Below are 23,826 nucleotides of genomic sequence, written 5' to 3' on the forward strand. Positions count from 1 at the left end.
GTAATGCCTTGTTGATCGGGTGTTCTCTATCGCGGCCCACAGCGGAGCAGTGTTATGTCCGAAGTAAATCTGTCCACCGACGAAACCCGCGTCAGCTACGGTATCGGCCGTCAGCTGGGTGACCAGCTGCGCGACAACCCGCCACCGGGCGTGAGCCTCGACGCGATCCTGGCCGGCCTGACCGACGCCTTCCACGGCCAACCAAGCCGCGTGGGCCAGGAAGAGCTGTCCGCCAGCTTCAAGGTGATCCGCGAAGTCATGCAGGCTGAAGCCGCTGCCAAGGCTGAAGCCGCGGCCGGTGCTGGTCTGGAATTCCTGGCGGAAAACGCCAAGCGCGAAGGCATCACTACCCTGGCTTCCGGCCTGCAGTTCGAAGTACTGACCCAGGGTGAAGGCGCCAAGCCATCCCGTGAGGACAGCGTGCGTACCCATTACCACGGCACCCTGATCGACGGCACCGTGTTCGACAGCTCCTACGAGCGCGGCCAGCCAGCCGAATTCCCGGTCGGCGGCGTGATTGCCGGCTGGACCGAAGCGCTGCAACTGATGAATGCCGGTAGCAAATGGCGTCTGTACGTGCCGAGCGAACTGGCTTACGGCGCCCAGGGCGTCGGTGGCATTCCGCCGCACAGCGTACTGGTGTTCGACGTCGAGTTGCTCGACGTTCTGTAATTAGATCGGTAGGAGCCGGCTTGCTGGCGATGGCGTCCGGATAGACGCCGTTGGGCTCAAGAGCCTCATCGCTGGCAAGCCAGCTCCTGCAGTCGACCGCGTCGATCGTCGTTGCGCGTTGGCGGGCAAGACGGCATCGACAGGTTCGATGGCGTACCTCACACCTGCAGTTTGCTGTTCAGGTCTTCCGTCGGGCGCAATGCCCGGGCGTAGCAGAACAGAAACAGGTTACGCACCAGTTCCTTGAGCACCAGCGGCTCGCTGGAACTCAAGCCGCTGACGTCCAGGTCGCCCTGGTCCTGTAGCTCGCTCAACGCTTCTTCTTCCAGTACCGCACAGACTTCCCCGGTTTCCCGATGCAGGATTCGCAGGTAAGGGTGTGGGCGGTCCAGCCAGGCATCGATCAAATAAGTCATGGTCTCATCTCCTTGATGGGTTTCAATGAGAATAATTCTTATTCAAAGAATAGCAAGTGCCTATTGGCTGAATGGTTGGATTTTTTGTAGGGGATTTGTCTGGGGTCAAGGAAGGCGAGGGGTTGTGGTGTCTGTAGGAGCCGGCTTGCTTTGAGCCATGCGGCGATCTTGCGGGCGCCATCGCCGGCAAGCCGGCTCCTACAGTTGTTGTGGCGTCTGGTTGCTTAGACTTTCCTGACGAACTCGGACTTGAGCTTCATCGGGCCGATGCCGTCGATCTTGCAGTCGATATCATGGTCGCCATCGCACAGGCGGATATTCTTGACCTTGGTGCCGACCTTGACCACCAGGGACGTGCCCTTGACCTTCAGGTCCTTGATCACGGTGATGGTGTCGCCGTCTTGCAGAACGTTGCCCACGGAGTCTTTTTTCACGGTGTCATCGTGGGTGGCTTCGGCTTCGCCGGTGGCGGACCACTCATGGGCGCATTCCGGGCAGACCAGCTGGGTGCCGTCTTCATAGGTGAATTCGGAATTGCATTTCGGGCAGGGTGGCAACGTGCTCACTAAGGCTCCTCAAGTTCAGGAAGGCTAAAAAGCGCACATTGTATAGGGTTTTTGCCGGAGAGGGGTGTGGCGACGGCTGCGGCTTGATGCGCAACCCTGTAGGAGCCGGCTTGCCGGCGATAGCGACCGTGAGATCGCCGCATGGCTCAAGGGCCTCATCGCCGGCAAGCCGGCTCCTACAGTTACGTGCGATGCATCTTAGTGCGTGCGAGCGACCGCGAACTCGCTGAGTTCCACCAGTGCATCGCGGTATTCGCTGGCCGGCAGGGCTTCCAGGCAGGCAATGGCGCGTGCCACGTAGTCGCGGGCCAGTTGCGCGGTGTAGTCCAGGGAGCCGGAAGCCTGTACGGCTTCGCGAATGCTTTCCAGGTCTTCGATGCCGCCTTTCTGGATCGCCTGGCGCACCAGTGCCGCCTGTTCCGGCGTACCTTCACGCATGGTGTAGATCAACGGCAGGGTCGGCTTGCCTTCAGCCAGGTCGTCGCCGACATTCTTGCCCAGGGTCTCGGCGTCGCCTTTGTAGTCCAGCAGGTCGTCGACCAATTGGAATGCAACGCCCAGGTGGTCGCCGAAAGTGCGCAGTGCTTCGGTCTGCTCCGGCGTGGCCTGGCACAGGGCCGCGGCACTGTGGGTCGAGGCTTCGAAGAGCATCGCGGTCTTGCCGCGGATGACTTCCATGTAGGTTTCTTCAGTAGTGCTGGCGTCGCGTACCTTGGACAACTGCAACACTTCGCCTTCGGCGATGATGCGGGTGGCTTGTGAAAGAATCTTCATCACCGGCATCGAGCCCAGCTCGACCATCATTTCGAAGGAGCGCGAGTACAGGAAGTCGCCCACCAGCACGCTCGGGGCATTGCCCCACATGGCGTTGGCGGTGGAGCGGCCACGGCGCATGCCGGACATGTCGACCACGTCGTCATGCAGCAGGGTGGCGGTGTGCAGGAACTCGATGGTGGCGGCCAGCAGGCGCAGGTCATCGCCTTCACGGCCCAGGGCCTTGCCACACAGCAGCACCAATAAAGGACGCAGGCGTTTGCCCCCGGCCGAGGTGATGTAATCGCCGATTTTCGAGACCAGCGGCACCCGCGAAGTCAGCTGCTTCTTGATGATGCCATCGACGGCGCTAAAATCGTCCGCCACCGCGCGGTAGAAAGCTTGGGGTTGCATCAGCGGGAGTCGCTCCAGAAGGGTTGCGCGGCATGCTAGGGCGGGGGGTCTACGCTGTCAAGGCACGCGGTCTGCACGCTTGCAATGGCCTGGCGGCTTGCGTACAATCGCGCACCCTGAACTTCCTGGGCAGCACCTGCCTTACGCAATTGCATCTGGGCCGTTCCAGCCCCATGCAGCCATGCCAGCCAATACCTTTACCTATAAAGCGCTGGGTGAGCAGGATTATCGGAGAAATACCATGTCTTACGCAGTAATCGTTACCGGCGGCAAGCAGTACAAAGTCGCTCCAGGTGAATACCTGAAGATCGAGAAACTGGAAATCGCCACTGGCGAATCCGTTACTTTTGATCGCGTTCTGTTGGTCGCCAATGGCGATGACGTGAACATTGGCGCTCCAGTTGTTGCTGGCGCTACCGTTGTGGCTGAAGTGATCTCCCAAGGTCGTCACGATAAAGTCCGCATCATCAAGTTCCGTCGTCGTAAGCACCACATGAAGCGTATGGGCCACCGTCAGTGGTACACCGAGATCAAAATCACCGGTATTCAGGCTTAATTTCAGCCTAATCCCCTTTTTGGAGAATTGAACTCATGGCACACAAAAAAGCTGGTGGTAGTACCCGTAACGGTCGCGACTCAGAAGCCAAACGCCTTGGCGTGAAGATGTATGGCGGCCAGGTTATCATCCCGGGCAACATCATCGTGCGTCAGCGCGGCACCCAATTCCACGCCGGTTACGGTGTTGGCATGGGTAAAGATCACACCCTGTTCGCGAAAGTGGCTGGCGTGATCAAGTTTGAAGTAAAGGGCGCGTTCAACCGCCGTTACGTAAGCATCGTCGCGGCTTAATCGCGAGAATGCTGGAGAAGCCCCGTCTTGCGACGGGGCTTTTTCGTTTGTGGGGTGAGTCTCTTGCAAAGCTGTTTGTATGGGCTGCTGGCGCTGGATTTTTCGGTCGTTGATTGAGGTCGCCGCGCTCATCTTTGCAAGAGTCTTATACTTGTTTGTAGTTTTTCGGCTCGTCCCGGTGGCGAGAGGCGTGTGTTATGAAGTTCGTTGATGAAGTATCGATTCGCGTAAAAGCTGGCGACGGCGGCAACGGTTGCATGAGTTTCCGTCGGGAAAAATTCATCGAAAACGGTGGCCCCAACGGGGGTGACGGTGGTGATGGCGGTTCGATCTATATGGTCGCCGACGAAAACCTCAACACCCTGGTGGACTACCGCTATACCCGGCATTTCGATGCCGAGCGCGGTTCCAACGGCGGCAGCACCGACTGCACCGGCAAGAAAGGCGATGATCTGGAGCTGCGCGTGCCGGTCGGCACCACGGTGATCGATTCCGCCACCCAGGAAATCATCGGTGATCTGGTCAAGGCCGGTCAGCGCTTGCTGGTCGTCCATGGCGGCTGGCATGGTCTGGGCAACAGTCGTTTCAAATCCAGCACCAACCGTGCGCCGCGTCAGACTACGCCGGGCAAGCCGGGCGAGCAGCGCGACCTCAAGCTGGAAATGAAGGTGTTGGCGGATGTCGGCCTGCTGGGCTTGCCGAACGCCGGTAAAAGTACCTTTATCCGTTCGGTCTCGGCCGCCAAGCCGAAAGTGGCGGATTATCCGTTCACCACGCTGGTGCCGAACCTGGGCGTGGTCAGTGTCGATCGTTGGAAGAGCTTCGTCATCGCCGACATTCCGGGCTTGATCGAAGGGGCTTCGGGTGGTGCCGGCCTGGGCATTCGCTTCCTCAAGCACTTGGCGCGTACGCGTCTGCTGCTGCACCTCGTCGACATGGCGCCGCTGGATGACAGCAGCGCGCCGGATGCGGCTGAAGTGATCGTCAGCGAGCTGACCAAGTTCAGTCCGTCCCTGGCTGAGCGTGATCGCTGGCTGGTGCTGAACAAGTGCGACCAGATCCTCGAGGAAGAGCACGAGCAGCGGGTCAAGGATGTGGTCGAGCGTCTGCAGTGGACCGGTCCGGTCTATGTGATCTCGGCGATTGCCAAGGAAGGGACCGAGCGCCTGACCCGCGACATCATGCGTTACCTGGAAGATCGTCTTGATCGCCTGGCCAACGACCCGGCTTACGCCGACGAGCTGCGCGATCTCGATCAGCGCATCGAAGATGAAGCGCGTGCCCAGTTGCAGGCCCTGGATGACCAGCGTGCCCTGCGCCGCAGCGGCGTCAAGAGCGTCCATGACATCGGTGACGATGACTGGGACGAAGAAGATGTCGATGACGAAGATGGCCCGGAAATCATCTACGTGCGCGACTGATGTTGTCGTGTGCTGTAGGGATTGGCCGCTGCTCGAGGGTGAGCGGACGGTCTATCTGATGAGTGGCGGTGTTATCATCGCCATCAGCCTGTTCCGCCTGGCGCCGCTCATTCGAGCGGCGTTCTGGTTTCTGGGAACCGGCTACCCTGAACAATCGCATGGGCAGCGCTCGGTCGCGCTGTCCGCAAGCCAAGGTTGAAAGATGATGCGGAGCAAGGTGACAGGTGCGCAGCGTTGGGTCGTTAAGATCGGCAGCGCACTGCTGACGGCGGATGGCAAGGGCCTGGATCGCGCCGCCATGGGCGTCTGGGTTGAGCAGATGGTGGCGTTGCATGAGGCGGGCGTCGAGTTGGTACTGGTGTCTTCCGGTGCGGTGGCAGCGGGGATGAGCCGCCTGGGCTGGACGGTGCGACCGAGTGCCATGCACGAGTTGCAGGCCGCTGCTGCCATTGGTCAGATGGGCCTGGTTCAGGCCTGGGAGTCGAGTTTTGCCGAGCATGGCCGGCATACCGCGCAGATCCTGCTGACCCATGACGATCTGTCCGACCGCAAGCGCTACCTCAATGCGCGCAGCACCTTGCGGGCGCTGGTGGAGCTCAAGGTGATCCCGGTGATCAACGAGAATGACACCGTGGTCACCGATGAAATCCGTTTTGGCGACAACGACACCCTGGCGGCCCTGGTGGCCAACCTGGTGGAGGCGGACTTGCTGGTGATCCTTACGGACCGCGATGGCATGTTTGACGCCGATCCGCGCAACAATCCCGATGCGCAGTTGATTTATGAAGCCCGTGCCGATGATCCGGCGCTGGATGCGGTGGCTGGCGGTACCGGCGGTGCGCTGGGGCGTGGCGGCATGCAGACCAAGCTGCGTGCGGCGCGGCTGGCGGCGCGTTCCGGGGCGCACACGATCATTGTTGGTGGGCGCCTGGAGCGGGTGCTGGATCGCCTGAAGTCGGGCGAGCGCATCGGCACCTTGTTGTCGCCTGAGCGCGAGATGCTGGCGGCGCGCAAGCAGTGGCTGGCCGGGCATCTGCAAACCCGCGGCACGCTGGTGCTCGATGAGGGGGCGGTGAATGCATTGGCACGGGATCACAAGAGCCTGCTGCCGGTGGGAGTGAAGCTGGTCCAGGGCAGTTTCCGTCGCGGTGAGATGGTGGTGTGTGTGGCGTCGGACGGTCGTGAGATCGCTCGTGGGCTGGCGAACTATAGTGCCCTTGAGGCGCAGAAAATTATCGGCCAGACGTCGGATGCGATTGTCGGTGTGCTGGGGTATATGGCGGAACCTGAACTGGTTCATCGCGATAACCTGATTCTGGTGTGATGGATTGAGGAATATGGGTATGGGTATCGCAAAGGGATTGTTGGGGTTGCTGCTGGCGATGCCGTTGTTGGCATCGGCGGAAGAGATTGGTCAGGTGTCGACGGTCTTCAAGTTTGTCGGGCCGAATGATCGTATCGTGGTCGAGGCGTTTGACGACCCCAAGGTCGAGGGTGTGACCTGTTACCTGTCCCGGGCCAAGACTGGCGGCCTGAAAGGTGGTCTGGGGTTGGCTGAGGATCGTGCCGAGGCATCGCTGGCTTGCCGTCAGGTCGGGCCGATTCGCTTCAGTGGTGAGTTGAAGGATGGTGAGGAGGTGTTCAAGGAGCGCACCTCGCTGGTATTCAAGACCATGCAGGTGGTGCGTTTCCTCGACAAGAAGCGCAATACCCTGGTGTATCTGGTCTACAGCGATCGCTTGATCGAAGGCAGTCCGCAGAATGCGGTGACGGCGATTCCGATTCTGCCTTGGCCGCATCAGTAAGGGGTTGAGGTGGCTCCTGCGGGGTGGTGTGATTCTCTGTAGGAGCGAGCTTGCTCGCGATGGCAGCCTGTCAGGCGACGAATGTTGCGGAATTGCAGGCAATAAAAAACCGACCCTAGGGTCGGTTTTTTAACACGCGTGTCGCTTAGGCTGCAGCAGCAAGGTTCAGAGCCTTGATGTGGCCGTTCAGACGACCCTTGTGACGAGCGGCCTTGTTCTTGTGGATGATGCCTTTATCGGCCATACGGTCGATAACAGGAACAGCCAGAACATAAGCGGCTTGAGCTTTGGCAGCGTCTTTTGCGTCGATGGCTTTAACTACATTCTTGATGTAGGTACGAACCATGGAACGCAGGCTGGCGTTGTGGCTGCGACGCTTCTCAGCCTGTTTTGCACGTTTTTTGGCGGAAGGTGTGTTGGCCACCGTCGAGCTCCTCGAAAGACTTTTTAGGGAATAGCAAACAAAATAGGCCGCGAATCATGCCGATGAGTTGGGGACTTGTCAAGGGCGGTTGATGCGCTCCGCTGAGTGGTCGATCGTGAAGAGACGGGATATTTATTTCCGGCGCCTGACCTGTAAACTCGCGAGCTTTGGCTCTGTGCTGTTGCGGCGCGGAGTATCGCACAACTGGGCGCTTTGTTCGCCTGCTCTTTCTCCAAAGGCGCACACTCTTTTAATGAATCTGCTCAAATCGTTGGCTGCCGTCAGCTCTATCACGATGATTTCCCGGGTTCTGGGCTTCGTTCGCGATACGATTATCGCGCGTATTTTCGGGGCCGGAATGGCCACGGATGCCTTCTTTATCGCTTTCAAACTGCCGAACCTGTTGCGTCGGATCTTTGCCGAGGGGGCGTTTTCCCAGGCTTTCGTACCGATCCTGGCGGAATACAAGAGCCAGCAGGGCGAGGAGGCGACCCGCACGTTTATCGCTTATGTCAGCGGCCTGCTGACCCTGGTGCTGGCCCTGGTGACGGTGCTGGGCATGGTCGCCGCGCCCTGGGTGATCTGGGCCACGGCGCCCGGATTCACCGACACGCCGGAGAAATTCAAGCTGACCTCCGACCTGTTGCGGGTGACGTTTCCTTATATATTGCTGATCTCGCTGTCTTCCCTGGCGGGGGCGATCCTCAATACCTGGAACCGTTTTTCGGTGCCGGCCTTCGTGCCGACGCTGCTGAACGTGAGCATGATCATTTTTGCCCTGTTCCTCACGCCGTACTTCGATCCGCCGGTCATGGCCCTGGGGTGGGCGGTGCTCGCCGGTGGCCTGGCCCAGTTGCTCTACCAACTGCCGAGCCTGAAAAAGATCGGCATGCTGGTGCTGCCGCGCCTGAATCTGCGTGATGCCGGAGTCTGGCGGGTGATGAAGCAGATGCTACCGGCGATTCTCGGGGTTTCGGTGAGCCAGATTTCCCTGATCATCAACACCATCTTCGCCTCTTTTCTGGTGGCGGGCTCGGTGTCCTGGATGTACTACGCCGACCGGTTGATGGAATTGCCGTCCGGTGTGCTGGGCGTGGCCCTGGGTACGATTTTGTTGCCGATCCTGTCCAAGACCTATGCCAGCAAGGATCGCCAGGAGTATTCGCGGATTCTCGACTGGGGCCTGCGCCTGTGCTTCGTGCTGGTGCTGCCGTGCTCCCTGGCGCTGGCGATCCTCTCCGAGCCGCTGACGGTGGCGCTGTTCCAGTACGGCCAGTTCAGTGCCTTCGACGCTTCCATGACCCAGCGTGCGCTGGTCGCCTACTCGCTGGGGTTGCTGGGCATCATCATGATCAAGGTGCTGGCGCCCGGTTTTTACGCGCAGCAGAACATTCGCACGCCGGTGAAGATCGCCATTTTCACCCTGACGGTCACGCAACTGCTCAACCTGGTCTTTATCGGCCCCTTGGCCCATGCCGGGCTGGCACTGGCGATCAGTGCCGGGGCCTGCATCAACGCCGGGCTGCTGTTCTGGCAATTGCGCAAGCAGCAGTTGTTCGTGCCGCAACCGGGCTGGGGCGTCTACCTGGCGAAACTGGTGTTGGCGGTGGCGGTGATGTCGGCGGTATTGCTGGGGTTGATGCAGGTCATGCCGGCTTGGGACCAGGGGCATATGTTCGAGCGTTTCCTGCGCCTGGGCGCCCTGGTGGTAGCCGGTGTAGTGGCGTATTTCGGCATGCTGGCGGCGATGGGTCTGCGCCTGCGGCATTTCAATCGCAAGCTGTTGACGTAGTGCCAGGCGCCCCTGCGGGGGTGTCGTGGATGAGAGTTTTGTCGGTTCGATCGATTTGGGTAGCGCTGTTGCCTGTCGTCGGCCGCCGGGTGTGGTTATAATCGACCACTTTATGAGCAAGAAGCGCGTTATGCAGCTGGTTCGAGGCCTTCACAACCTGCGCCCCCGGCATCGGGGCTGCGTCGCCACCATTGGCAACTTTGACGGTGTTCACCGTGGTCACCAGGCTATCCTGGCCCGACTGCGTGAGCGTGCGCTGGAGTTGGGTGTACCCAGCTGCGTGGTGATTTTCGAGCCGCAGCCCCGCGAGTTCTTTGCCCCTGACACCGCGCCGGCGCGTCTGGCGCGTCTGCGCGACAAGCTGAAACTGCTGGCGGCCGAGGGCGTCGACCGGGTCCTGTGCCTGGCCTTCAACCAGCGTCTGAGCAAACTCAGCGCCGCCGAGTTCGTCGATACCATCCTGGTGGACGGTCTTGGCGTGCAGCATCTGGAGGTCGGTGACGATTTCCGCTTCGGCTGTGATCGCGTCGGTGATTTCGAGTTCCTGCAACAGGCCGGCAGTGCCCGCGGTTTCACCGTCGAGGCGGCGCAGACCGTCGAGCTCGATGGCCTGCGGGTCAGCAGCACCCAGGTGCGTAATGCCCTGGCTGCGGCAGACTTTCCCCTGGCCGAGCGTTTGCTTGGCCGCCCGTTCCGCATTGCCGGACGGGTGCTGCATGGCCAGAAGCTGGCGCGCCAACTGGGCACGCCGACCGCCAACGTGCAGCTCAAGCGCCGTCGCGTGCCGTTGACCGGGGTTTACCTGGTCAGCGTCGAACTCGACGGCCAGCCGTGGCCGGGCGTCGCCAATATCGGCGTGCGACCCACGGTTTCAGGTGATGGCAGCGCTCACCTGGAAGTGCATCTGCTGGATTTTACCGGTGATCTGTATGACCGGCGTTTGACCGTGGTTTTCCACCACAAGCTGCGCGATGAGCAGCGATTCGCCTCTCTGGAGGCGCTCAAGACGGCGATCAATGCGGACGTCGCCGCCGCCCGTGCCCACTGGCAGGGTTCACCGCTTAAAAAGAGCCTGAAATGACCGACTACAAAGCCACGCTTAACCTCCCGGACACCGCCTTCCCAATGAAGGCCGGCCTGCCACAGCGCGAACCGCAGATTCTGCAGCGCTGGGACAGCATTGGCCTGTACGGGAAGTTGCGCGAGATTGGCAAGGATCGTCCGAAGTTCGTGCTTCACGACGGTCCTCCGTATGCCAACGGCACGATTCACATCGGTCATGCGTTGAACAAGATTCTCAAGGACATGATCATCCGTTCCAAGACCCTGGCCGGCTTCGATGCCCCTTATGTGCCGGGTTGGGACTGTCATGGCCTGCCGATCGAACACAAGGTCGAAGTGACCTACGGCAAGAACCTGGGCGCGGACAAGACCCGCGAGCTGTGCCGTGCCTACGCCACCGAGCAGATCGAAGGGCAGAAGTCCGAGTTCATCCGCCTGGGCGTGCTGGGTGACTTCGCCAACCCCTACAAGACCATGAACTTCAAGAACGAGGCCGGTGAAATCCGCGCCCTCGCCGAAATCGTCAAGGGCGGTTTCGTGTTCAAGGGCCTGAAGCCGGTGAACTGGTGCTTCGATTGCGGTTCGGCCCTGGCTGAAGCCGAAGTCGAATACCAGGACAAGAAGTCCTCGACCATCGACGTGGCCTTCCCGATTGCCGACCAGGACAAGCTGGCCGCCGCTTTCGGCCTGTCGTCGTTGGCCAAGCCGGCGGCGATCGTGATCTGGACCACCACCCCGTGGACCATCCCGGCCAACCAGGCGTTGAACGTTCACCCGGAATTCAACTACGCCCTGGTGGATGTCGGCGACCGGCTGCTGGTGTTGGCCGAAGAGCTGGTCGAGTCGTGCCTCGCACGCTACAAGCTGGAAGGCTCGGTGCTGGCCATCGCCAAGGGCGAAGCCCTGGAACTGATCAACTTCCGTCACCCGTTCTATGACCGTCTGTCGCCAGTGTATCTGGCCGACTACGTCGAGTTGAGTGCCGGTACCGGTATCGTTCACTGCTCCCCGGCCTACGGCGAGGACGACTTCAAGATCTGCAAGCAATACGGCATGGTCAATGATGAGATCCTCAACCCGGTGCAGAGCAACGGCGTCTATGCCGATGCCCTGGAGTTCTTCGGCGGCCAGTTTATCTTCAAGGCCAACCCGGCCATCGTCGACAAGCTGAGCGAAGTCGGCCACCTGCTGCACACCGAAACCATCAGCCACAGCTACATGCACTGCTGGCGCCACAAGACCCCGCTGATCTACCGCGCCACCGCGCAGTGGTTTATCGGCATGGACAAGGCCCCGGTGGCCGGTGACACCCTGCGTGAGCGGGCGTTGCAGGCCATCGAGCAGACCCAGTTCATCCCGGCCTGGGGCCAGGCGCGCCTGCACTCGATGATTGCCAACCGCCCGGACTGGTGCATTTCCCGCCAGCGCAACTGGGGCGTGCCGATCCCGTTCTTCCTCAACAAGGAAAGCGGCGAGCTGCACCCGCGTACTGTCGAATTGATGGAGCAAGTGGCCCTGCGTGTCGAGAGCGAAGGGATCGAGGCCTGGTTCAAACTCGACGCCGCGGAGCTGCTGGGCGACGAAGCGCCGCTGTACGACAAGATCAGCGACACCCTCGACGTCTGGTTCGACTCCGGCACTACCCACTGGCACGTGCTGCGCGGTTCGCACCCGATGGGTCACGACAGCGGTCCTCGGGCCGACCTGTACCTGGAAGGCTCGGACCAGCATCGCGGCTGGTTCCACTCGTCCCTGCTGACCGGTTGCGCCATCGACAACCACGCGCCGTATCGCGAGCTGCTGACCCACGGTTTCACCGTCGACGAGGCTGGTCGCAAGATGTCCAAGTCCCTGGGCAACGTGATCGCGCCGCAGAAAGTCAACGACACCCTGGGCGCCGATATCATGCGCCTGTGGGTCGCCTCGACCGATTACTCGGGCGAGATCGCGGTGTCCGACCAGATCCTGCAACGCAGCGCCGACGCCTACCGGCGTATCCGCAACACCGCGCGTTTCCTGCTCTCCAACCTGAGCGGCTTCAACCCGGCCACCGACCTGTTGCCGGCCGACGAGATGCTCGCCCTGGACCGCTGGGCCGTGGACCGCGCGCTGCTGCTGCAACGTGAGCTGGAGCTGCATTACGGCGAATACCGTTTCTGGAACGTCTACTCCAAGGTGCACAACTTCTGTGTTCAGGAGCTGGGCGGGTTCTACCTCGACATCATCAAGGATCGCCAGTACACCACCGGCGCCAACAGCAAGGCCCGGCGCTCCTGCCAGACCGCGCTGTTCCACATCAGCGAAGCGCTGGTGCGCTGGATCGCGCCGATCCTGGCCTTCACCGCCGACGAGCTGTGGCAGTACCTGCCGGGCGAGCGTAACGAATCGGTCATGCTCAATACCTGGTATGAAGGCCTCAGCGAGCTACCGGAAGGTATCGAACTGGACCGCGCCTACTGGGAGCGGATCATGGCGGTCAAGGTCGCGGTCAACAAGGAAATGGAGAACCTGCGGGCGGCCAAGGCCATCGGCGGCAACCTCCAGGCCGAAGTGACCCTGTTTGCCGAAGAGGCGCTGGTAGCCGACCTGGGCAAGCTGAGCAACGAACTGCGTTTTGTCCTGATCACCTCCACCGCGACCGTTGCGCCATTGGCGCTGGCCCCGGCGGATGCGGTGGTCACCGAAGTCGCCGGGCTGAAGCTCAAGGTGGTCAAATCCGCCCACGCCAAGTGTGGCCGTTGCTGGCATCACCGCGAGGATGTCGGGGTCAACCCGGAGCATCCGGAGATCTGCGGTCGTTGCGTGGACAATATCAGCGGCAAAGGCGAGGTACGCCACTATGCCTAATGCCAGCGTCGGCCGTTTCGGCCGCCTGGGCTGGTTGTGGTTGAGCGTGCTGGTCCTGGTCATCGACCAGGTCAGCAAGCTCCACTTCGCAAGCTCGCTGTCCCTGTACCAGCAGATCGTGATCATCCCCGATTACTTCAGTTGGACCCTGGCCTACAACACCGGTGCGGCGTTCAGCTTCCTGGCCGAAAGCTCCGGCTGGCAGCGCTGGCTGTTTGCGCTGATCGCGCTGGTGGTCAGTGCCGTGCTGGTGGTCTGGCTCAAGCGTCTGGGGCGCAACGAAACCTGGCTGGCGATTGCGCTTGCCCTGGTTCTCGGCGGTGCCCTGGGTAACCTGTATGACCGCATGGCCCTGGGGCATGTGATCGATTTTGTCCTGGTGCACTGGCAGAACCGCTGGTACTTCCCGGCGTTCAACTTTGCCGACAGCGCCATCAGCGTCGGTGCGGTGATGCTGGCGCTGGACATGTTCAAGAGTAAAAAGTCCGGAGAACCCGTTCATGACTGAACACGCAGTGGCTGAGCAACGCATCGGTCAGAACACCCAGGTTACCTTGCACTTCGCCTTGCGCCTGGAAAACGGTGACACCGTCGACAGCACCTTCGACAAGGCGCCGGCGACCTTCAAGGTCGGCGACGGCAACCTGCTGCCGGGCTTCGAGGCGGCGCTGTTCGGCTTCAAGGCCGGTGACAAGCGCAACCTGACCGTGGCCCCGGAAAATGCCTTTGGCCAGCCGAACCCGCAGAATGTACAGGTCATCCCGCGTTCGCAGTTCCAGGACATGGAGCTGTCGGAAGGTTTGCTGGTGATCTTCAATGATGCGGCCAATACCGAGCTGCCCGGTGTGGTGAAGGTATTCGACGACGCCCAGGTGACCGTTGACTTCAACCACCCGCTAGCGGGCAAGACCCTGACTTTCGATGTCGAGATCATCGAGGTCAAGGCGCTTTAATCTTTCCCCTTGCGCGCAAGACACGAGGCACAGCATGCATATCAAACTCGCCAACCCCCGTGGCTTCTGCGCCGGCGTGGACCGGGCGATCGAAATCGTCAATCGGGCCCTGGAAGTCTTCGGCCCGCCGATCTACGTGCGCCATGAAGTGGTTCACAACAAATTTGTCGTCGAAGACCTGCGCGCCCGCGGTGCCATCTTCGTCGAAGAGTTGGAGCAGGTTCCGGATGACGTGATCGTGATCTTCAGTGCCCACGGTGTTTCCCAGGCCGTGCGCACGGAAGCCTCGGGGCGTGGCCTGAAGGTGTTCGACGCGACCTGTCCGCTGGTGACCAAGGTGCATATCGAAGTGGCGCGCTATAGCCGCGACGGTCGTGAATGCATCCTGATCGGCCACGCCGGACACCCGGAAGTCGAGGGCACCATGGGTCAGTATGACGACAGCAATGGGGGTTCGATCTACCTGGTGGAAGACGAGAAAGACGTCGCCGCCCTGCAGGTGCGCAACCCGGAGAAGCTGGCGTTCGTGACCCAGACCACCTTGTCCATGGACGACACCAGCCGCGTCATCGATGCCCTGCGCACGCGCTTTCCGTCGATTGGTGGGCCGCGTAAGGACGATATTTGCTACGCCACGCAGAACCGCCAGGACGCGGTCAAGCAACTGGCAGACGAATGCGATGTGGTGTTGGTGGTGGGCAGCCCGAACAGCTCCAACTCCAATCGCCTGCGCGAGCTGGCCGAGCGCATGGCGACGCCGGCCTATCTGATCGACGGTGCCGAAGACCTGCAGCGCAGCTGGTTCGACGGTGTCGAGCGGATCGGCATCACCGCCGGCGCTTCGGCACCGGAAGTGCTGGTGCGCGGCGTGATCCAGCAGCTCCAGGCCTGGGGCGCGACCGGTGCCGATGAACTGGCTGGGCGTGAGGAGAACGTGACCTTCTCCATGCCCAAGGAACTACGCGTTCGCTCCTTGCTGTAAGCCGGCGGAGGCGCAGAGTGCCTCCGGCACTGCTCTCTTTTCATGTCTGATCCGACCGGTCGCCGCCAGCACGATTTGATGATGGCTGACGGCACGGTCCGTGGCACAGATATGCACTGTCCCGCCCATCGAGGCGCCGTTCTGCGGATTGATTGAGCCGAGAGCGGTGAAGCGGACAAACTGCTCGAGCCACCGGTTACCCTTGATCGGTGTCATCCCATCGCTACGTCGTTCAACCAGCACCGGATTGTTCGGGTCCAGGTGACCTTGTCCGCTGCGGTCGATGATGATCCGCCAGCCTCGACTCCAATCCTCTTCCAATGCGTGGATCACCACATCGCGCTGGCGCAGGATCGCTTCGGTCCTGGCGGTACGCAGGCTGGTCACCAAGGCATCGGCCGATACCTGTCGGCGATGGGCATCGATGGTTTCCCGGAAGGAAGGCAGGGCCAGGTGCGCGAGCAGGGCGATCAGGCTCAGGCCGATCAAGAGTTGAATCAGGCTTAGGCCACGCTGGGGCATGTCGAGAAACCTCCTTGTTTATTTTCATTGCAGTGTCTGTGCGCACTGGTCCATCCAAAACAACCGTATATCCTGTCGCCGGGTGGTTCGGCTGGTAAGGCTAGTTATAGTCCAGGGCAGTGGGCGGGGGAGTGCGCATATGTTTCAAGGTGCCAAAGGATTTACCTTGGTCGAGTTGTTGGTCGCGATTGCCGTGCTGGCGATCCTGACGGCAATTGCTGCGCCGTCCTTTAACAGCACCATCCAGAAGTCTCGGGTCGATTCCGAGGCGAGTGACCTGCAGCGTGCCTTGAACTACACCCGTCTGGAAGCCATCAATCGCGGGGTGAACGTGCGTATCGGACCCACGAGTGGCGCTGGGAGTAATTGGACGACCGGGCAGAGCACCACGACGGGTGCAACCACCGGGACCAATTTGCGGACGAAGGTATTGCGGGTGATTCCGGCCATGTCGAGCACCACGACGATGGCGGCCAGCACGGTCACCTTCATCGAGTTCAACAACCTCGGGGCCCTGGTTTCCCCGGCGACAGCGGTGAGCCTGTCCTTTGTCGAGGGTTCCTACACCAATACCCTCAGTGTCTGTCTCACGGGGCGGATCGCGCTCAACGGGAGCTGCCCATGAAGCGTCATCATCAGGTTGGAGTGAGCCTGATCGAGGTCCTGGTCGCCATGTTGGTCATGGCTATCGGTCTGCTAGGGGCGGCCGCGCTGCAACTCAATGCCCTGAGGTACACCGACAGCTCGACGATAAGTACCCAGGCCAGCTTCATCGCCTATGACCTGCTCGATCGCATTCGTGCCAACCCATGCTCGAACGCGTCGTCCAGCCCGTGTTCGAATCCTGGTGGGGATTATCAACTGGCCAATGTGGCTGCGGCGCCGACCACGATATCCGGCGTGCGGGACCAGGACTTGTCCGACTTTGCCAGCAACGTGAGGAACTTGGGGGGGACGTCACCCGACGGATCGGTTTCGATCACCGGCGGTGTGGTCACCATCAGCGTCATCTGGGACGACTCGCGGGCGGCCAATGCGGCCAATATCGCGGCAGGGAGCTCCAACGCGGGTATCGCAAGAGTCACCTTTACCCTGGTCAGCCAGATCGCCACTGTATGGACCGGAACATGAAACGTCATTCCCGAGGCTTCGGCCTGATCGAACTCATGATTGCCCTGACCTTGGGATTGGTGGTGACTGCGGGTGTCATCCAGATTTTTTTCGCGGCCAAGTCCACCTACAGCAGCCAGACCGCCTCTGCGAGCATGCAGGAGGATGCACGTTTTGTGCTGAGCAAGATGCTCCAGGAAATCCGTATGGTGGGTATGATCGGGTGCGTGGGTACCGTGGCGGACTCGACTGCTTCCAATACCTATACCACGGCGATGGCGAACCCGATCACCTGGGACAGTACCAACAATATCCTGACCCTGGTCACCGCGGATGTCGGGGCGAACGGCATTGGCCAGAACTGGACGGTGCTGTCCGACTGCCTGGTGCTTTCCACTGCAAACGACGGGGTGGTTGCGCCGGCGGCAGGGCAAATCGCCATTCCGCTCCGGCAAGTGGCCTACACCTTCAAGACCAACCAGATCTATCTCGGCGCGCAGGCCCTGATCAACAACGTGAACGCGTTCAGCGTGCTTTTTGGCATGGCGAAGACACCGCTCGACACTGTGGCCTCCAGTTACTCCGCCACCCCAAGCAACCCGGCATTGATCCGCAGCGTGCGTCTGACCCTGACCTTGCAGGACCCCACCAGCAAAGTACGCAACCAGACCTTCAGTGTCGTGGCGGCCGTACGCAATCGGTTGAGATAAGGGGGATGTCCATGAATCACTACTCTGCTTCGGGTGCACGCGCGCAACGCGGCATGGCCCTGCTGGTCAGTCTGGTGTTCCTGCTGCTGCTGACCCTGATCGGTATCTCGTCGATGCAGAACGCCAATCTGCAGGAGAAAATGGCCGGCAGTACCAAGTTGCGCAACGAATCCTTCCAGTTCGCCGAAACGGCCCTGCGAGCCGGGGAAACCATTGTGCAAGCGCAAGCCTATAGCCTGGCGGTGTGTCCGAACACGACGAAATGCGCGCCGCCGGCCGAGGCGGTGGACCCGAATACACCCTTGGTTGCGGGAGCGAACGCCACTTCCGGGGTGACCTGGGTTACAAGCACCGGCGGTTTATATGGCATCCAGAAGCTGGGTACCACCAAGGACCCGGTGAACATGAACCTGGCGGGCATGGAAGATAGTCTGGGCTGGACCCTGTACCGAATTACCGGCGTAGGTGTGCAAGGCACCTCGAAAACCGTGCTGGAGAGCATCTATGTCAAGAAGTAAGCGCCTGGATCGACTGCGCTCGAAGCTGATGCCCTGGCTGGCCGGCGGGCTTCTGGGGCTGTACCTCAGTGCTCCGGCCTACGCCTTCACCCCCTCCGACTCGCCGTTGTTGAGCGCCGGTTCCGTGCCGCCGAACGTGATGTTGCTGGTGGACGACTCCGGCAGCATGAACAATCTGATCTGGCCGACAGGTTACGATCCTACGGTCACCACCCGACCTCAGGTCTACAACTGCTACTCGTACTCCAACTGCAATACGGTCACCACGCTGGACATGACCAGTGACAACCAGTTCATCAGCAGCTTTTACCCGGGGCCCTGTGCATCGAACTACGACGGCTTCAAGATCGGCACCAGCAACACGGTCTACTGTCTCAAGTTGCCCGACCCGGTGGGCAGCGGCAATACGCGTATTGCCAACAAATACCTGGCCTACCTGATCACCCAGATGACGGGCACGACCAAGGACTACACCGACGGTTCGATCCCCAATGACTACCGGGTCAACGTGGCGCGTAACGTGTCCTCGGCACTGGTGACCAGCAACCGTAACCTGCGTATTGGCCTGGCGACCTTCAACCCGCCCAACAGCCGCGATTCCGGCCCCGGCGGTTATATTGCCCGGGCCATCAGCGACCTGTCGGTGACCAGCTCCACCACCCAGGCCCAGGCGGATACCAACTACAACGCGCTACTGACATCCATCAGCGGCCTGGCGGCCATCGCCAACACGCCACTGGCCGAGACCTACTACGAGATCACCCGTTATTTTCGCGGCATGACGCCCTACTACAACTCGACGCCGACCACCTACACCAGCCCGATCCAGTACCGTTGCCAGAAAAACTACGGCGTGGTTATCACCGACGGCTTCCCGACCTACGACCGGACCTTTCCCAGCAATGATCCGCTGGGTGGGTCGAATCTTCCAAACTGGGACGGTGTCAACAACGACGGCAACAACCCGTTGGGCGGGGACAACGAGGGCGACTCGCTGTTCCTGGATGACATTGCCAAGTTCGCCTATGACATCGACATGCGCTCCAGTGGCAACGATGCCGCTGGCAAGAGCTGGGATGCGACGGACTTCCCCAAACAGAACATGTTCACCTACTCCGTGGGTTTCACCGCCGCCAATCAGATGCTCGCCGATACCGCGACCTATGGTCACGGCATCTACTATCAGGCCACTGACAGTGCCGGCCTCAACGCCGCGTTGTCGTCAGCCCTGAACGACATCACGTCCAAGGCCGGATCCGGTGGCGGTGGTGCCACGAGTGCGTCGAACTTCACCACCAGCTCGGTTTACTACACCTCCCAGTACGACCCGACCGACTGGCGTGGGACCATCAAGTCCTTTGGATTCGGTACTGATGGGTCGCTCAACGCCAATGCCAACTGGACGACCGACACCACCATCATTCCCGGGAGCACCAATACGGCGACCTTCCAGTCCTGGAATACCAGCACAAACCTGGGGATTACCCTGGCATACGCCAACTTCTCCACCACCCAGCAGACGGCCCTCAGCGCCAGCCTACCCTCGGGGATCAGCGGCACCGATCTGGTGCAATGGAGCGTGGGTGTCAACAAGACCGGCCTCAAGGTTCGCACCGTACTCCTTGGCGATATCATCAATTCGCGTCTGGTCTATGCATCACCCACCGACCATACGGCGTCCGACCTCACCGGGGATACCAGCTATACCGCTTACCTGGACGGCAAGTCTTCCTCGACAGGGATGAGTCCACGCCTGGTGGTGAACGCCAACGACGGCTTCTTCAACGTCATCAATCCGACCTCGGGCAATCGTCTTTATGCCTATATGCCCTCCAGTGTGATGACCAACCTGCACTACGTGGCCGACCCGGCCTACATCAATGGCACGACCCACAAATTCCTCGCCGACGGCCAGATTTCCGTGGTGGACGCCAAGCCTGGCACGACCTGGAAGACCATTGCCGTGGGGGGCGTGGGGGCGGGCGGCAAGGCGTTCTTCGCGATTCAGCTGTACGACGCGACGGCTGGCAACAGCATCAATGCCTTGTGGGATATCAAGGCCCCCGATGTTTCCACCGCCGGCAACAAATACAACAACCTGGGATATGCCTACGCCAAGCCGGAAGTGGCGCGTTTACAGGACGGTCGTTGGGCGGCGTTTATTGGCAACGGCTACGGCAGCTTCAACGGTGTCGCTTCGCTGCTGGTCCTGGATATGAAAGATGGTTCGGTGATCACCGAGATTCCCGTCGATACCACGGGCAACAATGGCTTGAGTTCAGTGAAGCTGCGCGTCAATGCGCAAAGCCAGGTGCTGTATGCCTACGGTGGTGATCTCAAGGGGCAGATGTGGAAGTTCGACCTGACTGCTTTGTCCCCGGCCAGTTGGAAAGTCGCCTTCTCGGGGGCGCCGCTGTTCACCGCCTCGGGTGGCACGGCGCAACCGATTACGGCACAACCGGTGATCGGTAATCTGCCAGGGCAGGGCAAGCTGATCTACTTCGGCACCGGCAAACTCAGCGAAACGGCAGACAAGACCAGCACCGCGCGCCAGGCGTTCTACGCCGTGCTCGACAACGATGGCACCACCGCCAGTATCACGGAAGGCAGCCTGGTGGCGCAGACCATCAATGCGCCCGCCGCTGGCAGTGTGCTCTTCACCTCCAGCCAGAACACGGTCGACTACACCAGCAAGAAAGGGTTCTACTTCTCCCTGGTGATCAACAGTGTGCTGACCGGGGAGCGGGTGATCTATCCGGGGGTGCTGACTTTTGGCCGACTGCTTTTCACCACGGCGATTGTCGATACCACTGATCCCTGCTCAAGTTCGGGGTCGGGGCGCCTCATGGATGTCGATGCCGTCACCGGGGCGATGCTGACCTATCCGGTGCTGGACACCAATGGCGACCGCAAGGTCAATGCCAGCGACCAGATCGTCAGCGGCATGAACTTTGTGGGCGGGGTGCCGAACCTGTCCGGGCAAATGAGCTATTCCGATGGTTCACAAGCATTGCTGGGCCTGCAGGGCGCACCTGTAGAGTTCGGCGGTGTGACCAACCGTCGTATCATGTGGCGTCAATTACAGTGAGTGACTCAATGCGTAGAACCAGTAGCGGTTTCACCCTGATCGAGTTGATGATCGTCGTGGCCATTGTCGGCATCCTGGCTGCCGTGGCTTATCCCAGCTACATGGCATATCTGCAAAGGACCCATCGGTATGAAATCGCCGAGCTTATTTCCGAACAGGCGCAAACCCTGGAGCGGTTCTACACCAGGAACGCGACCTACGTCGGTACGACTGGTTTGAGTGCGGGCAATAACTACTACAACATTACGATAGCACCCGCTGCCACGACCTTCATTTTGACGGCAACACCGATCGCCGGGACGATGATGGCGGGCGACATGTGCGGCAATTACACGCTCGACAATACCGGCGCGCGGGCCAATCCTGGCTCTGTGGGTGCGACGGCCAAGGACTGCTGGGGACGTTGAGGCTTTCATAGGCGCAGTTTGGCGCCTGTTTCCTTTTCTGGTTGGATGATGAGATGGCCGGGCAACAACACGTGGTAATCATCGGCGGCGGCGTGATTGGCCTGCTGACTGCTTTCAATCTGGCTGCCGAAGTCGGGCGAGTGACATTGATCGACCGTTCCGGATTGGGCCAGGAGTCTTCCTGGGCCGGTGGCGGGATCGTTTCTCCACTCTACCCCTGGCGCTACAGCCCGGCGGTCACGGCGCTGGCCCATTGGTCCCAGGATTTCTATCCGCAACTGGGTGAGCGCCTGTTCGCCGCCACGGGTGTCGATCCCGAGGTTCACACCACCGGCCTTTACTGGCTCGATCTGGATGACGAAGCCGAGGCCCTGGCCTGGGCCGAGCGTGAGCAGCGGCCCTTGAGCGCAGTGGATATCTCGGCGGTTCACGACGCGGTGCCGGTCATGGGCAGCGGTTATTCCCGGGCCATCTACATGGCCGATGTCGCCAATGTGCGTAATCCGCGTCTGGTGAAGTCCCTCAAGGCTGCGTTGCAGGCCCTGCCCAATGTGACGATCCACGAGCAGTGCGAAGTAGCCGGGTTTCTCCGTGAAGGCGAACGGGTGGTCGGTGTGCGTACAGCCACGGGCGAACTGCATGCCGACCAGGTGGTGCTGTCGGCGGGCGCCTGGAGTGGGGAGCTATTGGGCGGCCTGGGGCTGACGCTGCCAGTGGAGCCGGTCAAGGGCCAGATGATCCTCTACAAGTGCGCGGCGGATTTTCTTTCGAGCATGGTCCTGGCGAAAGGTCGTTATGCGATTCCCCGGCGTGACGGGTATATCCTGGTGGGCAGTACCCTGGAGCACGAAGGCTTCGACAAGACACCGACACTGTCGGCGCTGGAAAGCCTCAAGGCCTCGGCGGTCGAATTGATTCCGGCGTTGGCGCAGGCCGAGGTGGTCGGGCACTGGGCGGGATTGCGGCCGGGCTCACCCGAGGGTATTCCGTATATCGGTCGGGTGCCGGGGTTCGAAGGGCTATGGCTGAACTGCGGGCATTATCGCAACGGGCTGGTGCTGGCGCCGGCTTCCTGCCATCTGTTTACCGATCTGTTGCTGGGACGTGAGCCGATCATCGATCCAGCACCTTATGCGCCTGAGGGCCGGATCTGAGGTGAGCGGCTAGGTCTCAGTCCAGCCCGAGCTTCTTGAGCCGATAACGCATCGAACGAAACGACAGGTTCAAGCGCTGGGCCGCTGCTGTGCGGTTCCAGCGGGTTTCCTCCAGCGCCTGGAGAATCAGTTTGCGTTCGACGCTTTCCAGGTAGTCCTCCAGATTGTCGATCTGCGCCAGGCTCGGTTCGCCGACTTGCGCGCAGCTCCCGCCGCCTTCGGCCAGGCGCAGGTCGCCGGCTTCGATCTGCTCGTTTTCACACAGGGTGTAGGCCCGTTCGAGCATATTCTCCAGTTCCCGGACGTTACCGGGAAAGCGGTAGCCCTTGAGCGTATCCAGCGCCAGCGGATGCAGACGGGCCGCCGGCATGCCGCTGCCCGAGGCCAGTCGCTTGAGGACATTGGTGGCCAAGGGTTCGATATCGTCGCGGCGTTCGCGCAAGGATGGCACCCGTAATTCAATGACATTCAAGCGATAGTAGAGGTCTTGGCGAAAACGCTCTGCGCTGACCTCGGCGTTCAGGTCCTTGTGGGTGGCGCAGAGAATCCGCACATCGACGATTTCTTCCTGCTGCCCGCCAACGCTGCGCACGGCTTTTTCCTGGATGGCCCGCAGCAGCTTGACCTGCATCGCCAGCGGCAAGTCGGCGACTTCATCGAGAAACAGCGTGCCGCCATTGGCCGCCTGGAACAGACCGGGTTTGTCCTCCACCGCGCCGGTAAAACTGCCTTTGCGATGGCCGAAAAATTCGCTCTCCATCAGTTCGGCCGGAATCGCCCCGCAGTTCACCGGGACGAACGGCCGCTCGGCGCGCGGTCCCTGTTCATGGATCAGGCGCGCCACCAGTTCCTTGCCGCTGCCCGATTCGCCGCTGATATACACCGGTGCCTGGCTGCGGGCGAGTTTGTCGATCTGCTTGCGCAGGGCGCGCATGGGCAGTGAGTCACCCAGCAGGCGGCTGTCGATGGACGGCGGTTTACCACCGCTGGTCGGCAAGCGCAGGGCGCTGGCGACCAGCTCGCGCAGGCGCGCCAGGTCCACCGGTTTGGTCAGGAAGTCGAAAGCCCCGGATTTCAGGGCGTTGATTGCCGTATCGAGGCTGCCATAGGCGGTGATCATCGCCACCGGCACCTGGGGATAACGTTGCTGGATATGCTGCACCAGCTCAAGGCCGGTACCGTCCGGCAGGCGCATGTCGGTCAGGCACAGGTCGAAACTTTCCTCGGCCAGCTTTTCCCGGGCTTGTGCGACGTTGCGGGCGCTGCTGGTGTCGAGCTTCATCCGTCCCAGGGTTATTTCCAGGAGTTCGCGGATATCCGGTTCATCATCGACGATCAGGATTCTTTGCCGTGGGCCCATG

26 protein-coding genes are annotated in these 23,826 nt (G+C 60.9%); 20 read left to right on the plus strand and 6 right to left on the minus strand.

Features of this window, described 5'->3' with window-relative positions; translation table 11 throughout:
* Positions 1 to 54: 54 nt before the first annotated feature.
* A complete protein-coding gene (locus tag HX866_RS17595; RefSeq protein WP_177096014.1) occupies positions 55 to 672 on the plus strand; it encodes an FKBP-type peptidyl-prolyl cis-trans isomerase in 618 nt (205 codons plus the stop codon).
* Positions 673 to 830: 158 nt separating this feature from the next.
* On the opposite strand, the gene HX866_RS17600 is transcribed toward HX866_RS17595, so the two are convergent.
* The 3 genes from HX866_RS17600 to HX866_RS17610 form a co-directional block, all read right to left on the minus strand.
* Positions 831 to 1,088, minus strand: coding sequence for a PA4570 family protein (locus HX866_RS17600; RefSeq protein WP_177096016.1), 258 nt, complete (start codon positions 1,086 to 1,088; stop codon positions 831 to 833).
* 224 nt (positions 1,089 to 1,312) lie between these two features.
* Positions 1,313 to 1,654, minus strand: a complete 342-nt coding sequence (locus tag HX866_RS17605) for a zinc ribbon domain-containing protein YjdM (RefSeq protein ID WP_177096018.1) — start codon at positions 1,652 to 1,654, stop codon at positions 1,313 to 1,315.
* Between the two features lie 198 nt (positions 1,655 to 1,852).
* Positions 1,853 to 2,821: a polyprenyl synthetase family protein gene (locus tag HX866_RS17610; protein ID WP_100941439.1), complete on the minus strand. Its 969-nt coding sequence runs from the start codon at positions 2,819 to 2,821 to the stop codon at positions 1,853 to 1,855.
* A 241-nt stretch (positions 2,822 to 3,062) separates the two neighbouring features.
* On the opposite strand from HX866_RS17610, the gene rplU reads away from it, so the two are divergent.
* The 6 genes from rplU (at position 3,063) to HX866_RS17640 (ending at position 6,896) form a co-directional block, all read left to right on the plus strand.
* Positions 3,063 to 3,377, plus strand: coding sequence for a 50S ribosomal protein L21 (gene rplU / locus HX866_RS17615; protein ID WP_003176051.1), 315 nt, complete (start codon positions 3,063 to 3,065; stop codon positions 3,375 to 3,377).
* A 35-nt stretch (positions 3,378 to 3,412) separates the two neighbouring features.
* On the plus strand, positions 3,413 to 3,670 hold the full coding sequence (gene rpmA / locus HX866_RS17620) for a 50S ribosomal protein L27 (protein ID WP_177096019.1): 258 nt from the start codon (positions 3,413 to 3,415) through the stop codon (positions 3,668 to 3,670).
* A 197-nt stretch (positions 3,671 to 3,867) separates the two neighbouring features.
* A complete protein-coding gene (cgtA, locus tag HX866_RS17625) occupies positions 3,868 to 5,091 on the plus strand; it encodes an Obg family GTPase CgtA (protein ID WP_177096021.1) in 1,224 nt (407 codons plus the stop codon).
* A gap of 58 nt (positions 5,092 to 5,149) precedes the next feature.
* A complete protein-coding gene (locus HX866_RS17630) occupies positions 5,150 to 5,290 on the plus strand; it encodes a hypothetical protein (RefSeq protein ID WP_177125115.1) in 141 nt (46 codons plus the stop codon).
* Between the two features lie 6 nt (positions 5,291 to 5,296).
* Positions 5,297 to 6,415: a glutamate 5-kinase gene (gene proB / locus HX866_RS17635; RefSeq protein WP_177096931.1), complete on the plus strand. Its 1,119-nt coding sequence runs from the start codon at positions 5,297 to 5,299 to the stop codon at positions 6,413 to 6,415.
* A gap of 19 nt (positions 6,416 to 6,434) precedes the next feature.
* Positions 6,435 to 6,896 carry a CreA family protein gene (locus tag HX866_RS17640; protein ID WP_177096025.1) on the plus strand — a complete coding sequence of 154 codons (462 nt, stop codon included), beginning with the start codon at positions 6,435 to 6,437 and terminating at the stop codon, positions 6,894 to 6,896.
* Positions 6,897 to 7,041: 145 nt separating this feature from the next.
* Here HX866_RS17640 and rpsT read toward each other — a convergent pair whose 3' ends face one another.
* A complete protein-coding gene (rpsT, locus tag HX866_RS17645; protein WP_016967023.1) occupies positions 7,042 to 7,320 on the minus strand; it encodes a 30S ribosomal protein S20 in 279 nt (92 codons plus the stop codon).
* A 253-nt stretch (positions 7,321 to 7,573) separates the two neighbouring features.
* Here rpsT and murJ point away from each other — a divergent pair, with 253 nt between their 5' ends.
* The 6 genes from murJ to ispH all read left to right on the plus strand — a co-directional run bounded on the left by murJ (position 7,574) and on the right by ispH (position 14,956).
* Complete coding sequence (gene murJ, locus HX866_RS17650; RefSeq protein ID WP_177096027.1) at positions 7,574 to 9,112, plus strand: murein biosynthesis integral membrane protein MurJ; 1,539 nt, start codon at positions 7,574 to 7,576, stop codon at positions 9,110 to 9,112.
* A 130-nt stretch (positions 9,113 to 9,242) separates the two neighbouring features.
* Complete coding sequence (gene ribF, locus HX866_RS17655) at positions 9,243 to 10,193, plus strand: bifunctional riboflavin kinase/FAD synthetase (protein ID WP_177096029.1); 951 nt, start codon at positions 9,243 to 9,245, stop codon at positions 10,191 to 10,193.
* Complete coding sequence (ileS, locus tag HX866_RS17660; protein WP_177096031.1) at positions 10,190 to 13,021, plus strand: isoleucine--tRNA ligase; 2,832 nt, start codon at positions 10,190 to 10,192, stop codon at positions 13,019 to 13,021. The genes ribF and ileS overlap by 4 nt, the downstream gene beginning before the upstream one ends.
* Positions 13,014 to 13,529, plus strand: coding sequence for a signal peptidase II (lspA, locus tag HX866_RS17665; protein ID WP_177096033.1), 516 nt, complete (start codon positions 13,014 to 13,016; stop codon positions 13,527 to 13,529). Before ileS ends, lspA begins: the two co-directional genes overlap by 8 nt.
* A gap of 7 nt (positions 13,530 to 13,536) precedes the next feature.
* Positions 13,537 to 13,974, plus strand: coding sequence for an FKBP-type peptidyl-prolyl cis-trans isomerase (gene fkpB, locus HX866_RS17670; RefSeq protein WP_177096932.1), 438 nt, complete (start codon positions 13,537 to 13,539; stop codon positions 13,972 to 13,974).
* 34 nt (positions 13,975 to 14,008) lie between these two features.
* On the plus strand, positions 14,009 to 14,956 hold the full coding sequence (gene ispH / locus HX866_RS17675) for a 4-hydroxy-3-methylbut-2-enyl diphosphate reductase (RefSeq protein WP_177096035.1): 948 nt from the start codon (positions 14,009 to 14,011) through the stop codon (positions 14,954 to 14,956).
* Here the strand turns inward: ispH and HX866_RS17680 are convergent.
* Positions 14,933 to 15,478 carry a GspH/FimT family pseudopilin gene (locus tag HX866_RS17680; RefSeq protein ID WP_177096037.1) on the minus strand — a complete coding sequence of 182 codons (546 nt, stop codon included), beginning with the start codon at positions 15,476 to 15,478 and terminating at the stop codon, positions 14,933 to 14,935. The two genes, ispH and HX866_RS17680, sit on opposite strands and share 24 nt — an antisense overlap.
* 139 nt (positions 15,479 to 15,617) lie before the next feature.
* Between HX866_RS17680 and HX866_RS17685 the strand changes: the two genes are divergently transcribed.
* From HX866_RS17685 to thiO, 7 genes are read left to right on the plus strand one after another with little or no spacing between them, the layout of a single operon-like run.
* Positions 15,618 to 16,103 carry a GspH/FimT family pseudopilin gene (locus HX866_RS17685; protein WP_177096038.1) on the plus strand — a complete coding sequence of 162 codons (486 nt, stop codon included), beginning with the start codon at positions 15,618 to 15,620 and terminating at the stop codon, positions 16,101 to 16,103.
* Positions 16,100 to 16,609, plus strand: a complete 510-nt coding sequence (gene pilV, locus HX866_RS17690; RefSeq protein ID WP_371319263.1) for a type IV pilus modification protein PilV — start codon at positions 16,100 to 16,102, stop codon at positions 16,607 to 16,609. The genes HX866_RS17685 and pilV overlap by 4 nt, the downstream gene beginning before the upstream one ends.
* Positions 16,606 to 17,298 carry a PilW family protein gene (locus HX866_RS17695; protein ID WP_177096040.1) on the plus strand — a complete coding sequence of 231 codons (693 nt, stop codon included), beginning with the start codon at positions 16,606 to 16,608 and terminating at the stop codon, positions 17,296 to 17,298. Before pilV ends, HX866_RS17695 begins: the two co-directional genes overlap by 4 nt.
* A gap of 11 nt (positions 17,299 to 17,309) precedes the next feature.
* Positions 17,310 to 17,816 (plus strand): pilus assembly PilX family protein, encoded by a 507-nt coding sequence (locus HX866_RS17700; RefSeq protein ID WP_177096042.1) that lies wholly within the window; start codon positions 17,310 to 17,312, stop codon positions 17,814 to 17,816.
* Positions 17,803 to 20,904 carry a pilus assembly protein gene (locus HX866_RS17705; protein WP_371319264.1) on the plus strand — a complete coding sequence of 1,034 codons (3,102 nt, stop codon included), beginning with the start codon at positions 17,803 to 17,805 and terminating at the stop codon, positions 20,902 to 20,904. The genes HX866_RS17700 and HX866_RS17705 overlap by 14 nt, the downstream gene beginning before the upstream one ends.
* An 8-nt stretch (positions 20,905 to 20,912) precedes the next feature.
* Positions 20,913 to 21,311, plus strand: a complete 399-nt coding sequence (locus HX866_RS17710) for a type IV pilin protein (protein ID WP_177140164.1) — start codon at positions 20,913 to 20,915, stop codon at positions 21,309 to 21,311.
* Between the two features lie 53 nt (positions 21,312 to 21,364).
* Positions 21,365 to 22,465 (plus strand): glycine oxidase ThiO, encoded by a 1,101-nt coding sequence (thiO, locus tag HX866_RS17715; RefSeq protein WP_177140165.1) that lies wholly within the window; start codon positions 21,365 to 21,367, stop codon positions 22,463 to 22,465.
* Positions 22,466 to 22,481: 16 nt separating this feature from the next.
* On the opposite strand, the gene HX866_RS17720 is transcribed toward thiO, so the two are convergent.
* Positions 22,482 to 23,825 (minus strand): sigma-54-dependent transcriptional regulator, encoded by a 1,344-nt coding sequence (locus HX866_RS17720; protein WP_177096048.1) that lies wholly within the window; start codon positions 23,823 to 23,825, stop codon positions 22,482 to 22,484.
* Position 23,826 lies beyond the last annotated feature (1 nt).

The organism is Pseudomonas gingeri (genome assembly GCF_013386165.1).
Classification (GTDB): Bacteria; Pseudomonadota; Gammaproteobacteria; order Pseudomonadales; family Pseudomonadaceae; genus Aquipseudomonas; species Aquipseudomonas gingeri_C.